Origin of the sequence: Pseudomonas sp. UBA5706 (assembly GCF_002419965.1) — a bacterium.
Taxonomy (GTDB): Bacteria; Pseudomonadota; Gammaproteobacteria; order Pseudomonadales; family Pseudomonadaceae; genus Aquipseudomonas.
In genome coordinates, this window is record NZ_DIHC01000001.1 from 27,893 (window position 1) to 41,182 (window position 13,290).

The window sequence follows — 13,290 nt, forward strand, 5'->3', positions numbered from 1 at the left end:
AGGAACCGGCGATCTCAAAGACGGCCTAATATGCGTTATCAATTGTCCCCGCGTCGAATCAGCATGAAGCATTTACTACCCAGCACCACCCTTGCATTACTCATTGGCCTGGCTGCCCTGCCAATGTCTGCCAGTTCGTTCGCAGCCAATAGCTGGGACAATCTTCAGCCTGATCGCGATGAGGTCATCGCCAGCTTGAATGTCGTGGAGTTGCTCAAGCGCCACCATTACAGCAAGCCGCCGCTGGATGACAAACGCTCGGAGATTATCTATCAGAGCTACCTCAAGCTGCTCGATCCTGCGCGCAGTTACTTTCTGGCCAGCGACATCGCCGAGTTCGATAAGTGGCGCTTTGAGTTCGACGATTTGCTCAAGGGCGGCGATCTGAACCCGGGATTCACTATTTACAAGCGCTATCTGGACCGCATCAAATCGCGTCTGGATTTCGCACTGGCCCAGTTGGATAAAGGCGTCGACAAAATCGACCTGACCACCAATGAAACCTTGCTGGTTGATCGCAAAGACGCGGCATGGGCGAAGACCGAAGCCGAACTCGATGACCTGTGGCGCAAGCGCGTCAAGGACGAGGTGCTGCGCCTGAAGATCGCGGACAAAGACCCGGCGAAGATTCAGGAAACCCTGACCAAGCGTTATAAAAACCAGTTGGCGCGTCTGGGTCAGACCCGCAGCGAGGACATCTTCCAGGCGTACCTCAATACCTTCGCAATGTCCTACGACCCGCACACCAATTACCTGTCGCCTGACAGCGCGGAAAACTTCGACATCAACATGAGCCTGTCACTGGAAGGCATTGGCGCTGTCCTGCAAAGCGACAACGACAACGTCAAGATTGTGCGCCTGGTGCCAGCGGGCCCTGCGGCCAAGACCAAGCAAGTCTCGACCTCTGACAAGATCATCGGCGTCGCCCAGGGCGATAAGGAAATGGTCGACGTCATTGGCTGGCGTCTGGATGAAGTGGTCAAGCTGATTCGCGGCGCCAAAGGCTCTGTCGTGCGGCTGGAAATCATCCCGGCGAGCAATGCGCCGAATGACCAGACCACCAAGATCGTGTCTATCACGCGCGAAGCGGTAAAACTTGAAGAACAGGCGGCCAAGAAGTCGATCCTGCACCTGAATCAGGAAGGCAAGGATTACAAGCTGGGCGTAATCGAGATTCCGGCTTTCTATCTGGACTTCAAAGCCTACCGCGCCGGTGATCCGCAGTACAAAAGTACGACGCGGGACGTGAAGAAGCTGCTGACCGAATTGCAGTCCGAGAAAGTCGACGGTGTGGTCATCGACCTGCGTAACAACGGCGGCGGTTCGCTGCAGGAAGCTACCGAACTGACCAGCCTGTTCATCGACAAAGGCCCGACCGTGCTGGTGCGTAATGCTGACGGCAAGGTCGATGTGCTAGAGGATGAAAACAGCGGTGCCTTCTACAAAGGCCCGATGGCGTTGCTGGTCAACCGCCTGTCTGCTTCGGCTTCGGAGATTTTCGCCGGCGCCATGCAGGATTATCACCGCGCGCTGATCATCGGCGGCCAGACTTTTGGCAAAGGCACCGTGCAGACCATTCAGCCACTGAACCACGGCGAGCTGAAATTGACCCTTGCCAAGTTCTACCGGGTTTCCGGGCAGAGCACCCAGCATCAGGGCGTACTGCCGGATATCGCCTACCCGTCGATCATCGACACCAAGGAAATCGGCGAAAGCGCCCTGCCCGAAGCGATGGCTTACGACACCATCAAGCCTGCGATCAAGCCGGCGGTGGATCCGTTCAAACTGTTCCTGGCCCAGCTGCAATCGCGTCATGACGTACGTTCGGCCAAAGACGCCGAGTTCGTGTTCGTCGAGCAGAAGCTGGCGCTGGCCAAGAAACTGATGAGCGAGAAAACCGTCAGCCTTAACGAAGCGGCGCGTCGTAGCGAGCATGCCGATATCGAGGCCAAGCAGTTGGTGATGGAAAACACCCGCCGCAAGGCCAAGGGCGAAGAGCCGCTTAAAGAGCTGAAGAAAGAAGATGAAGACGCCTTGCCAGCGGACGACGACAAGACCAAACCGGAAGATGACGCGTATCTGGCAGAAACGGGCCGGATTCTCATCGACTACCTGGGCTTGAGCGGGTCGGTGGCGAAGAAGTGAAATCATCAGACAGCAGAAAGGCTGGCGGGCAGTGGAAGCCTTAAATTGCCACTGCCAGCAAGTTAGATAACGACAGCCGTACAGCGCGTGAGAAAATACGAAGAAGTGATGGCCATTCGTCATCAAGCAGTCATGAATCGGTAGTGAAATAAAGGGGCTGGGCGCCAAGCGTCCAGCCCCTTTATTCTTGCTCCGAGATCGCCATGACCGTGACTGAACAGCTGAGCGCCTTGAGTGCGATTCTCGCTCGACGCGACCTGCACAGCCTGTTCCAACCGATTGTATCGCTGCCTGATCGCCGCATTCTCGGCTACGAAGCCCTAACCCGGGGCCCATCCAACAGCGCCCTGCATTCCCCTCTCAGCCTGTTTGCCATCGCACGCCAGGCCGGTCGCCTGAGCGAGCTGGAACTGGCCAGCCGCGAGTCGGCCTGCCGGCGCTTTAGCGAGCAGCAGTTGCAGGGCAAGCTATTCATGAATATCTCGCCCGAGTCGCTTCTTGAACCCTCGCACCCTCCCGGGCGTACCTTGCAATTGCTGCAACGCTACGGCATTGCGCCAAGCCAGGTGGTCATCGAACTGACCGAGCAGACGCCCACCGACGACTTCGCGCTGCTGTACAACGCGTTGTATCACTATCGCGACATGGGTTTTTCCATCGCTCTGGACGACTTGGGCGCCGGCTATTCCAGCTTGCGGCTATGGTCCGAACTGCGTCCGGATTACGTGAAGATCGACCGGCACTTCATTGATGGTATTCATCAGGATGCAGTCAAGCGAGAGTTCGTCGGCTCCATGCTGCAAATGGCCAAGGCCTCCCGGGCACGGGTGATCGCCGAAGGCATCGAATTGCAGGAAGAACTGGCTGTGCTGATCGAAATGGGTATCGAGCTAGTTCAGGGCTACCTGCTGTGTCGGCCCCAGGAACAGGCGCCCTGTGATGCCAACGCCCTGTTGCCGGCAATCGATCCGGGCACCGTGATGCTGAACGAAGAAGGCAGCGACCTTAGCGCCTTGCTCAATACCTCGCCCGCCGTAGTGCAGACAACCCCCACTGCCAACGTACTTGAGGCCTTTCGCAAGCAAGTCAACCTCAACTCGCTGGCGGTGCTGGATGAGCAACAGCAGCCCATCGGCATCGTCCATCGCCATTCGCTGTCAGACGTGCTGCTGCAGCCGTTCGCCACCGAAATTTATGCCCGCAAGCCCATCAGCCGCCTGATGAGCGACGACTTCCTCGCGGTCGAATCAAGCCAGTCGCTGCAGCAGGTCAGCCGCCTGATCACCAGCCGCGCACGGCAGCGCATCGAGGAGGATTTCATCATCATGCAAAACGGCACCTACCTCGGGCTGGGCCGGGTGATCGATGTGCTTAAACTGATCACCGAATTGAAGATTCAACAAGCGCGTTATGCCAATCCACTGACGCTGCTGCCGGGCAACGTGCCCATTCAGCAGTGTCTCACTCGGTTGCTGCAACAGGAGCGAGAGTCGATGATTTGCTATGTCGACATCGACAGTTTCAAACCCTTCAACGACATCTATGGCTACGGCCGGGGTGATGAGGTGCTGCTGTGCCTGGCGCAATGCCTGAACGATCGAATCGACCCCACGCGCGACTTCGTCGGCCACATCGGCGGAGATGATTTCCTGATGGTACTGGGCTCCGAGGACTGGCAAAAAAGGTTGAACATGCTGCTGGAAGACTTCCAGCACCAATGCCGCCGTTTTTACCGTGCCGAACACCTGGAGGCAGGCTGCTTCATCGCACTGAACCGCCAGGGTCAACGCCAGGAGTTCCCCCTGCTGTCGCTGTCGGTGGGCGTGGTGCATTTGCATGCGCAAGCCTGTAATACGCTGGACGCCAGCCAATTGGCCGAACTGGCATCAAAGGCCAAGCACTGCGCCAAGGATGTCAGCGGCACGAGCGTGCATGTGATCGATACCGCAGCCGTCACCTTCACCTCCCAGGCGACGAGTTGATTACGCTGCGTTAGTTTTCTTTCGGGTATTCGAACTCAAACACCCGCACCACTTCGGCGGCGTGCCAAGAGGCGGCAGCAATGCCGTCGGAGGGGCCGCTGAAGCGGTTCAGGCGCTCGGCGCATTCGAAGAACCCGGTGCGCGGTAAACGGCTGGCGCCTTGGCTGATGACCAGCGAGCTGCGCAGCGGCCGTTCGGCGCGGGCATCGAGGGCGGCGAGGTGTTCGAGTGCGGCAGTCAGGGTCTGCATCGCCGGGGTGGGCAATTGAAGGCGTTCGAGCAGCGCGCGGTAGGTCACCAGATGACGCTGCCGACGAGCCAGGTCCAGCTCAGCCAGCAACGCTTCCCAATGCTGACGGCTGATCCGCACGCTCATGGCTCACCCCGCCAGCCAGGCACACCCAGCTCCCAGGCCAGACTTCTACGGATCGCGGCATCGGGCTGCCGTGTGCCATTTTCGATCAATTCAAGATAGGTAGGGCTGATGCCGACCGCCCGGGCCAGCTTGGCCCCTTCGATCCCTTTGGCTTGACGCAATGAACCGAGTTGGCCGAACGGGGGAAAATCGTCGCAAGCAGCGCTGGCCTCAGCTGACTCAACAGCGGGCGCTGCGTGATGCACGTCAGTCATACCAGCCAACTGCAACAACGCTTGATACTGCGCCCACGGCAACACCGCGTACTCCGGCTCTCCATCGCGAGAAATAACCTGAAGATCCATACCACCCCCTGTAAGACAAAAAGCCGCCGCTCGAGTCTTTTTTTCTTGAATTGGGGCCATCTTACCAGCGGATGAAGGGCAAGGGCGTACGCCGCAAGAACGGAGTTCCAAAGCAATTGGTTTTACGGGGAATCGAAGCAGGTGGTTCAAGACACCTGCCCTGCTCCGTCGAGGGTGCTGCAGGCAAGCCCGCGCAGATGCCCTTCAGCGAAAGCAGTGCAAACGCCGGGCACGAATGAGGCCTGCGAGGGCTACGGTGTCGGTTTGTTTGTGTCTACGGGAATCAGCGCTTTTTCGTGTTCCAGCAACTTCGGCGTATCGGGTAAACGCTCGACAACGGCCAGCTTCTCCGGATTCTGCTGTTCACGCCAAGCGCGAAAAGCACTGAGCTCGGCCTCAAGAGTCTTCATCACCCACGCCAGCACTGCGATGTCATCGAGCATGCCCAAACCTGGAATCCAATCAGGAATGGCGTCCAAAGGGCTGAGGAAGTACATCAGACCTGCGACCACCGACAAGATGGCCTTGCCACTAATGGCACGATACTCTCCGCGCCAGTATGCCAGGCACAAGGCCTGCAGCAGTTTGAGATCGTCCTTGAGCTTGCCCAGCCGGTTCCCTTCACTTGCGGCCTTCCCCGCTACCGCAAACAGCAAGGCAGGTAACCGACCTGCAGCTATCAGCCGTTTGGCCATCGGGAGATACCGAATGAAACTCCAGGGTGCTTTCATATTCGCTCCAGCGATATTCGATAAAAATCGACCCATCGGTCAATCGCCATTGATGGAAGAACCCGGCCGGTGGCCATACCCTGCCTACGCGAAAGGTTATCCACACAAATTGTGGATAACCTTGTGAACAGAGCGAGCTCAGGGCTCTGAAACACCCGTACCGTCGGGGTTTGACTTAGATCGCGCGTTTTTTACTCACTAAAAAAAACGCAAAATTGCGTTGACTCGCGCGCGTGTCGGAGCTACCCGTTCCGAGATGAGCATGGTAGCTGACGCTGAGGTGACACTGACAAATCCCGACTTTAGCGCTGAGTCTTAACGGTATTGGGACTGTAACTGCCTTGCCCGGTTCGATTTTTTTCGTCAGAAATGAAAATGCCCCGTCGAAACGGGGCATTTTCCTGCAAGCGATAATCGGCGTAACGATTACTTCTTGGCAGCAGGCTTGGCAGGTTCAGCTGCCGGTGCAGCCTCTTCTTCCTCGTCCGCGCCAGCAGCGCCAGCGGCATCGTTGCCAGCTGCGGCCGGATCCTTGATGCCCAGCAGTTCCAGATCAAAAACCAGAACCGAATTGGCAGGGATCGTCGGGCTTGGACTCTGTGCGCCGTAGGCCAGATCGCTAGGGATATAGAGCTTGATCTTCTCACCAACGTGCATCAGTTGCAGGCCTTCGACCCAACCCGGAATCACACCGCTGACCGGCAGATCGATCGGGCTGCCGCGCTCGACAGAACTGTCAAACACCTTGCCATCGGTCAGCTTGCCTTCGTAATGAACGGTCACGACATCCGTCGGCTTGGGCACCGGGCCGTCGGCTTTCTTGATGATTTCATACTGCAGACCGGAAGCGGTGGTGGTGACTTCCTTGCGCTTGCCGTTTTCTTCCAGGAATTTCTTGCCTGCGGTTGCCGACTCTGCGCTCAGCTTGGCCATGCGCTCTTCAGCGCGCTTTTGCAGGTCAGCGAACGCCGCTACCAGCTCGTCGTCCTTGAGTTTCTGCTCTTTCTTGCTGACGGCATCATCGATACCCAGCGCTACGGCTTTGGAATCCAGATCGTCCATGCCTTCCTGAGCCAGGCTCTTGCCCATGTTCAGGCCAATGCCGTAAGAGGCTTTTTGTGCCGGGGTTTTCAGCTCAACGGTGCTGGCTTGCTTATCGCAGCCCGCGAGTACCAGACCGACCAGGGCAATCGCCGCTGCCAACCGATGCTGTTTCATCCTGTTTCCTTGTTCATGCGCCAATAGGGCAAACGAGTAAAGCCGCGAGCTTATCAGGCCGCCGCGATCAATGGCTACCGGCATGAGAGGGGGAAAAGGCAGATAAGTTCAGGTATCCAAAGGTTTTCTCGTTCTATCGAGAAACTCGTTCAGTTTTGGTACAGACAGCTTCGCGATGACCATCATTGCCGAACCCCATCACAGCTATATTGTTGCCGGTCTGTTTGCCAGGCACCTTGCAACGCAAGCTTGTACCTGTCCCCCGAGAAACAGGAGCAAGCCATGTTCGCCATGCAGTATTTTCACAGACTTCCATCGGACTACGACATGCAGGTCATTCGCGATCGCGCACGCCAACGCGCGTCCATCTGGGACGTCGCCGAGGGCCTGGTGTTCAAGGCATTCGTGTCACAGCAGCGGGGTCAAAACGGCGCATTGGGCAACCTTTATGCTTCGGTCTATCTCTGGCTAAACCCGACGGCGGCAGCCAGCTTTCTGACTAGCGACAAGTTCGTCGGCGTCATCGACTCGTTCGGTCGCCCCGCCATCGAAACCTGGCTGCCCCTGGATGCTCGGCGTGGCCCGGCCATCACCGCGGCCTGGCTGTATCGTGAAGAAATGCTGCTGAGCGCAGGGGCCGATGTGACAGCGCTAGGCATCCAGGAGTCAGCCCATAACCGGCACCACACTGCGCAGCCCGAAACCGTGGCAGCGTGGAGCGTGCTTGATCCGAAAGAATGGCGACTGGTGCGTTTTCGGCTGTCTGCCGGTCCGGTGAAAACATCGTCCGACGCTACGGTTTATCAAGTGCTGCATCTGGCAGCACCGGGGCTGGAGCATTTGTCGTGAGAAGCGCGCTCTCGGCGCAAGAGGTGACTCATCTATCGGATGCACAAACCGCGGTCGATGTTCTCGCGGCGCATCTGATGGGGTTGGCCATCGGCGCGGCGCTGATCATGAGTCTGACGATCGCCATGGCCATGGCCCTGCACGGGCTTGGCTCTGTCTGACACGCTCAGAGAGCTGTCGAACGCAGGGCAGCGGCCAGCGTGGCGAGAACGGTGCGGCTTTGCGCGCTGGATGCGCTGGAATGCAGCACCACCTCACGCAACGGCAGCGCTGGCAGTCCAAGCTGTGGTCCGACGTCGATCAGCCCTTCAGGGGCCACCCGCCGAGCCATTGCCGCGACCGCCAACCCTGCGGATACCGCTGCACCAATGGTCATCACCCCACCGCCGACGAAGACTTCCGTCCACGCAATGCCTGCCTCGTCCAGCGCAGTGATCGCCATGCTGCGCACACTGCAAGGCGCTGCCTGAGTCGCCAGGTGCAAGGGTTGACCGTGCTGATGAATGAAGTCTCTGGAGGCCATCCAGCCGAAACCTTCCTGAAACAGCACTTCGCCATCGAGCCGCCGATTGTCGTGACGCAATACGAGGACCCCTTCGATGTCGCCCTGATCGAAAGCATCCAGCAGAGCGCGAGACGTCGAAACACGCAGCTCGACGATGAGATTGGGGTGCGCGGTTTTCAGGTACTTAAGAAGGGTCGGCAGTTCGGCGCCGACGATGTGATGGCTGATGCCGATCACCAGACGCCGTTGCGGCATGTCGAACGAGCCGATCGCACCTTGGTGAGCTGCCACCAGGTTACGCGCCGAGGCAAGAAACGCGCTGCCATCGGCAGACAATTGAACGCGTCGCGGGGTGCGCTCGAGCAGGCGGCGCCCAAGGGTGTGTTCCAGGCGTTTGATCTTCAGGCTCACGGCCGATTGCGTGCCGTTGATCGCCTCGGCAGCACGCGTGAAACTCCTGAGCTCAGCGACCAGAACAAACGCATGAACCGCATCAATGTCGAGTGTTTTCATGGCTCATACATTACCGAGAAAAATCACTGCTGCAACAATCGATATGGATTTCACATGGTCAAACGAAGCATCCGGTCTCTCGGAATCGAAATCCGATAATGCGTCTTCACAAATTCCAGGCACAAAAAAAGCGACCCTAAGGTCGCTCTCTTTGTCGTTACGGGGAGTTCAAGGCCTCGTAACTTAATATGGCGCAGCGGACGGGACTCGAACCCGCGACCCCCGGCGTGACAGGCCGGTATTCTAACCGACTGAACTACCGCTGCGCGTAACACTTGAAACGAATGGTGGGTGATGACGGGATCGAACCGCCGACATTCTGCTTGTAAGGCAGACGCTCTCCCAGCTGAGCTAATCACCCTTCGCTTCGGTGTGGCGCGCATTCTACGGAGCGATCAAAACTCTGGCAAGCACTTTTTCAAATAATTTTTATAATCCAACCAAAGGCTTACATCAGGGTTGGCCGCAGGGTCCGGGCAGCGAATAATGCCCCCCTTTGTATAAAGGAGAGATGTACCCCATGTGGTTCAAAAACCTGCTTGTCTATCGCCTTACCCAGGACCTGCCATTTGACGCCGAGGCGCTGGAAACCGCATTGGCGACCAAGCCCGCACGCGCCTGTGCCAGCCAGGAGTTGACCACTTACGGTTTTATCGCCCCGTTCGGCAAGGGCGAAGACGCGCCGCTGGTGCATGTCAGCGGTGATTTCATGCTGATCTCGGCGCGCAAGGAAGAACGTATCCTGCCGGGCAGCGTGGTTAATGATGCGCTTAAAGAGAAAGTCGAAGAGATCGAGACCGAGCAAATGCGCAAGGTCTATAAGAAGGAACGCGACCAGCTCAAGGACGAAATCATCCAGGCCTTCCTGCCGCGCGCCTTCATCCGTCGCTCGTCGACCTTCGCTGCCATCGCGCCCAAGCAAGGCGTGATTCTGGTCAACGCTTCAAGCCCCAAACGCGCCGAAGACCTGCTCTCCACGCTGCGTGAAGTGGTTGGCTCCTTGCCCGTACGCCCGGTCACGGTGAAGACCGCACCGACCGCAGTCATGACCGAGTGGGTCAAGTCCGGTCAGACCGCCGAGCATTTCTTCGTTCTCGATGAATGCGAACTGCGCGATACCCATGAAGACGGCGGCATCGTGAAATGCAAACGTCAGGACCTGACCAGCGATGAAATCCAGCTGCACCTGAGCACCGGCAAAGTCGTGACGCAACTGTCGTTGGCCTGGCAGGACAAGCTGTCTTTCGTGCTGGACGACAAACTGGGCGTCAAGCGTCTGAAGTTCGAAGACCTGCTCCAGGATCAGGCCGAACAGGATGGCGGTGACGATGCACTGGGCCAGCAGGATGCCAGCTTCACCCTGATGATGCTGACCTTCGGCGAGTTCTTGCCCGAGCTGTTCGAAGCATTGGGCGGCGAAGAGATTCCGCAGGGAATCTGATCCTGAACGCAAACCTGTCTGGCAGCATGGAGCCTGTAGCAGCGCGGCTTGTCGGCGGTGGCGTGCTCAAGATCGCACCCGCCGGCAAGTCGGACGGCTACAACTGCGGTGTTCGCCGGCTTCTCAGTGAACGCCGCACATTCATGTAATCGCAATAAGAAGGAGCAAGCCATGCGTGCGCTGGCTGCATTGAGTCGTTTTGTCGGTAATACCTTTGCGTACTGGGTGCTGCTGTTTGCGGTGCTGGCGTTCCTGTTCCCAAGCTGGTTCATCAGCCTCAAGGCCCTGATCGTGCCGCTGCTGGGGCTGGTGATGTTCGGCATGGGGCTGACCCTGAAACTGGATGACTTCTCTGAAGTTGTGCGTCATCCGTGGCGTGTGGCGTTGGGCGTGGTCGCGCATTTCGTGATCATGCCGGGCGTGGCCTGGTTGCTGTGCCAGGCTTTCCATTTGCCAGCCGAAATTGCCGTGGGTGTGATTCTGGTAGGTTGCTGCCCAAGCGGCACGTCATCCAACGTGATGACCTGGCTGGCGAAAGGTGATCTTGCGCTGTCAGTGGCCATCGCCGCTGTCACCACCCTGCTCGCCCCGCTGCTGACCCCGACGCTGATCTGGCTGCTGGCGTCGGCGTGGTTACCGGTCTCTTTCATGGAGATGTTCTGGTCGATCCTGCAATTCGTCATGCTGCCGATCGTGCTCGGCGTGGTGGCCCAGCGGCTGCTGGGTGAAAAGGTGCAGTACGCGGTGGACGTACTGCCGCTGATCTCGGTGGTGAGCATCGTGATGATCGTCTGCGCAGTGGTCGCGGCCAGTCAGGCGAAGATCGCCGAATCCGGCCTGCTGATCATGGCTGTAGTGATCCTGCACAACAGCTTCGGCTTCCTGTTGGGCTACTTCACCGGCAAGCTGTTCAAACTGCCGTTGGCCCAGCGCAAGTCGCTGTCGCTGGAAGTCGGCATGCAGAACTCAGGCCTGGGCGCCGCGCTCGCCGCCGCGCATTTCTCACCGCTGGCGGCAGTGCCAAGCGCACTGTTCAGCGTCTGGCATAACATTTCCGGTGCGCTGCTTTCGACGTACTTCAGGAAGATGACGCCGGATGAAGTGGTAGCGGAAGACGAGCCGGCGGTGGGCTAAGCGAACACGCCGCCCTCGAATGCCTGTAGCCTTTCGGCTTGTCGGCGGTAGCGATTCAAGGTCGCCGCCGCTGACGCGCCCAACTGCTGCAGGGGAGACGGTGCATCGGTGGTTCAATGCACACGTCAGTTAGCGCACGGTCCCCCTCAACGCTGCCACCCGCTCGCGCACCAACGAAGGCCGCGACTGATCGCCTGTGATCGCAGGCCCCGCCACCAGCGTTACCCGTGACCACAGTCTACGAAACAAGCCCTTATCGGGGTCGCGGCTGAAGAAGCTGCCCCACAACCCCTGCAACGCCATTGGAATCACCGGCACCTCGGTTTCTTGCAGTATCCGGGTCATACCGCTCTTGAACTCGTTAATGTCGCCGGAGGTGGTCAACTTGCCCTCCGGGAAGATGCACACCAGTTCGCCGTCCTTCAAATACTCGGCAATGCGCCTGAACGCCTGATCATAGATCAGCAGGTCCTCGCCGCGCCCGGCAATCGGTATGGCTCCGGCAGTGCGGAAGATAAAGTTAAGCACCGGCAGGTTGAAGATCTTGTAGTACATGACGAAACGGATCGGCCGACGCACCGACCCCGCGATCAGCAGCGCATCGACGAACGACACGTGATTGCACACCAGCAAAGCCGCGCCTTCGTCGGGAATCTGCTCCAGATCGCGGTGCTTGACGCGGTACATGGAGTGGCTGAGCAGCCAGATCATGAAGCGCATGGTGAACTCGGGAACAATCTTAAAGATGTAGGTGTTGACCGCGATGTTCATCACCGAGACGACAAGGAACAGCTGCGGGATCGACAGCTTCACTAAGCTTAGGAAGATGATCGACACGACCGCCGATACCACCATGAACAGCGCATTGAGGATGTTGTTCGACGCGATCACCCGGGAGCGCTCTTTCTCCGGCGTGCGCGACTGAATCAGTGCGTACAGCGGCACGATATAGAAGCCGCCGAAAACACCGATGCCGAGAATATCCAGCAACACCCACCAGGCCTGGCCGTGGCCGAGGACCGCCAGCCAGTCATTGGCCTGGACGCTCTGCGGGAAATCCCCCGAGTGCCACCACAGCAACAGCCCGAATACGGTCAGGCCCATCGAACCGAACGGCACCAGTCCGATTTCCACTTTGCGCCCCGACAGCCGCTCGCAGAGCATCGAACCTGCCGCGATGCCGATGGAAAAAACGGTGAGGATCAGCGTTACGACCGTTTCATCGCCGTAGAGGAATTCCTTGGCGTACGCCGGAATCTGCGTGAGGTAGATCGCGCCAACGAACCAGAACCACGAGTTGCCGACGATGGAGCGCGACACCGCCTTGGTTTGACCCAGGCCCAGTTTCAGCGTGGCCCAGGATTCACTGAAGATGTTCCAGTTCAGGCGCATGTCCGGGCTGGCGGCTGCGGCCGGGGGAATGCCGCGACTGGCCAGGTAACCCAGGCATGCCACCAGCACCATGGCGCCGGAGACGATAGGTGCGTAATGCGTGGCGGACATCATGATGCCGGCGCCGATGGTCCCGGCCAGAATCGCCAGGAAGGTGCCCATTTCCACCAACCCGTTGCCGCCCACCAGCTCGTCCTCGTGCAGGTGCTGCGGCAGGATCGAGTACTTCACCGGGCCGAACAACGCCGAGTGCGTGCCCATGGCGAACAACGCCGCCAGCATCAGCGAAAGGTGATTGAACAGAAAACCTACCGCGCCGAGCAGCATGATGCCGATCTCAAGCATCTTGATCATGCGGATGAGCCGGTCCTTGGGATACTTCTCGCCGAACTGCCCGGCGAGCGCCGAGAACAGGAAGAACGGCAGGATGAACAACAGAGCGCACAGGTTGACGTAGATCGAGCGGTCACCGTCGATGGCCAACTTGTAGAGAATGGCGAGGATAAGCGATTGCTTGAAGATGTTGTCGTTGAACGCCCCGAGGGACTGGGTCACGAAAAACGGCAAAAAGCGCCGTTTGCCCAACAGACTGAATTGCGACTGACTCATCAAACGTGTCCCTGAATGACGCCGTTATCGGCTTTTGGAATTGGAACGCTG

The 13,290-nt window shown here is 58.5% G+C and carries 11 protein-coding genes, 2 tRNA genes and 2 pseudogenes; 6 read left to right on the top strand and 9 right to left on the bottom strand.

The features are described from left to right. The first annotated feature begins 63 nt into the window (after positions 1–63). Both B3I26_RS00095 and B3I26_RS00100 read left to right on the top strand, forming a co-directional pair. On the top strand, positions 64–2,145 hold the full coding sequence (locus B3I26_RS00095; RefSeq protein WP_296254142.1) for a carboxy terminal-processing peptidase: 2,082 nt from the start codon (positions 64–66) through the stop codon (positions 2,143–2,145). A 203-nt stretch (positions 2,146–2,348) separates the two neighbouring features. Next, positions 2,349–4,127 (top strand): bifunctional diguanylate cyclase/phosphodiesterase, encoded by a 1,779-nt coding sequence (locus B3I26_RS00100; RefSeq protein WP_296254143.1) that lies wholly within the window; start codon positions 2,349–2,351, stop codon positions 4,125–4,127. A 10-nt stretch (positions 4,128–4,137) separates the two neighbouring features. Here the strand turns inward: B3I26_RS00100 and B3I26_RS00105 are convergent, their stop codons facing one another. The 5 genes and pseudogenes from B3I26_RS00105 to B3I26_RS00120 form a co-directional block, all read right to left on the bottom strand. Then, positions 4,138–4,503: a hypothetical protein gene (locus tag B3I26_RS00105; protein ID WP_296254144.1), complete on the bottom strand. Its 366-nt coding sequence runs from the start codon at positions 4,501–4,503 to the stop codon at positions 4,138–4,140. Continuing rightward, positions 4,500–4,688: pseudogene (locus tag B3I26_RS28705) on the bottom strand (helix-turn-helix domain-containing protein); the annotation flags it as partial. The pseudogene B3I26_RS28705 and the gene B3I26_RS00105, both read right to left, overlap by 4 nt. A gap of 68 nt (positions 4,689–4,756) precedes the next feature. Further along, positions 4,757–4,847, bottom strand: a pseudogene (locus tag B3I26_RS28710) (transcriptional regulator); the annotation flags it as partial. 251 nt (positions 4,848–5,098) lie between these two features. Next, complete coding sequence (locus B3I26_RS00115) at positions 5,099–5,578, bottom strand: YkvA family protein (RefSeq protein ID WP_296254146.1); 480 nt, start codon at positions 5,576–5,578, stop codon at positions 5,099–5,101. A 426-nt stretch (positions 5,579–6,004) separates the two neighbouring features. Beyond that, positions 6,005–6,796 (bottom strand): FKBP-type peptidyl-prolyl cis-trans isomerase, encoded by a 792-nt coding sequence (locus tag B3I26_RS00120; RefSeq protein ID WP_296254147.1) that lies wholly within the window; start codon positions 6,794–6,796, stop codon positions 6,005–6,007. 282 nt (positions 6,797–7,078) lie between these two features. Between B3I26_RS00120 and B3I26_RS00125 the strand changes: the two genes are divergently transcribed. After that, complete coding sequence (locus B3I26_RS00125; protein ID WP_296254148.1) at positions 7,079–7,645, top strand: DUF4865 family protein; 567 nt, start codon at positions 7,079–7,081, stop codon at positions 7,643–7,645. Next, positions 7,642–7,806 (top strand): hypothetical protein, encoded by a 165-nt coding sequence (locus tag B3I26_RS00130; RefSeq protein ID WP_296254149.1) that lies wholly within the window; start codon positions 7,642–7,644, stop codon positions 7,804–7,806. The genes B3I26_RS00125 and B3I26_RS00130 overlap by 4 nt, the downstream gene beginning before the upstream one ends. 5 nt (positions 7,807–7,811) lie before the next feature. Here B3I26_RS00130 and B3I26_RS00135 read toward each other — a convergent pair whose 3' ends face one another. From B3I26_RS00135 to B3I26_RS00145, 3 genes are all read right to left on the bottom strand, one after another. Then, entirely contained in the window at positions 7,812–8,663 is an 852-nt protein-coding gene (locus tag B3I26_RS00135) for a LysR family transcriptional regulator (protein WP_296254150.1), read from the bottom strand. 189 nt (positions 8,664–8,852) lie between these two features. Continuing rightward, positions 8,853–8,929: transfer RNA gene (locus B3I26_RS00140), tRNA-Asp, on the bottom strand. 19 nt (positions 8,930–8,948) lie between these two features. Further along, positions 8,949–9,024, bottom strand: a tRNA-Val gene (locus B3I26_RS00145). Positions 9,025–9,183: 159 nt separating this feature from the next. Here B3I26_RS00145 and rdgC point away from each other — a divergent pair. Beyond that, positions 9,184–10,104, top strand: coding sequence for a recombination-associated protein RdgC (gene rdgC / locus B3I26_RS00150; RefSeq protein WP_296254151.1), 921 nt, complete (start codon positions 9,184–9,186; stop codon positions 10,102–10,104). A gap of 171 nt (positions 10,105–10,275) precedes the next feature. Further along, entirely contained in the window at positions 10,276–11,238 is a 963-nt protein-coding gene (locus B3I26_RS00155; protein WP_296254152.1) for a bile acid:sodium symporter family protein, read from the top strand. 129 nt (positions 11,239–11,367) lie between these two features. On the opposite strand, the gene B3I26_RS00160 is transcribed toward B3I26_RS00155, so the two are convergent. Beyond that, positions 11,368–13,242, bottom strand: a complete 1,875-nt coding sequence (locus B3I26_RS00160) for an MFS transporter (protein WP_296254153.1) — start codon at positions 13,240–13,242, stop codon at positions 11,368–11,370. Positions 13,243–13,290 lie beyond the last annotated feature (48 nt).

What these genes read in the sequence shown, in the direction of transcription:
- B3I26_RS00100 (WP_296254143.1), top strand. Translation starts at nt 2,349, where the DNA reads ATGACCGTGACTGAACAGCTGAGCGCCTTGAGTGCGATTCTCGCTCGA.
- B3I26_RS00115 (WP_296254146.1), bottom strand. Translation starts at nt 5,578, where the DNA reads ATGAAAGCACCCTGGAGTTTCATTCGGTATCTCCCGATGGCCAAACGG.
- rdgC (WP_296254151.1), top strand. Translation starts at nt 9,184, where the DNA reads ATGTGGTTCAAAAACCTGCTTGTCTATCGCCTTACCCAGGACCTGCCA.
- B3I26_RS00135 (WP_296254150.1), bottom strand. Translation starts at nt 8,663, where the DNA reads ATGAAAACACTCGACATTGATGCGGTTCATGCGTTTGTTCTGGTCGCT.
- B3I26_RS00125 (WP_296254148.1), top strand. Translation starts at nt 7,079, where the DNA reads ATGTTCGCCATGCAGTATTTTCACAGACTTCCATCGGACTACGACATG.
- B3I26_RS00155 (WP_296254152.1), top strand. Translation starts at nt 10,276, where the DNA reads ATGCGTGCGCTGGCTGCATTGAGTCGTTTTGTCGGTAATACCTTTGCG.
- B3I26_RS00120 (WP_296254147.1), bottom strand. Translation starts at nt 6,796, where the DNA reads ATGAAACAGCATCGGTTGGCAGCGGCGATTGCCCTGGTCGGTCTGGTA.
- B3I26_RS00095 (WP_296254142.1), top strand. Translation starts at nt 64, where the DNA reads ATGAAGCATTTACTACCCAGCACCACCCTTGCATTACTCATTGGCCTG.
- B3I26_RS00105 (WP_296254144.1), bottom strand. Translation starts at nt 4,503, where the DNA reads ATGAGCGTGCGGATCAGCCGTCAGCATTGGGAAGCGTTGCTGGCTGAG.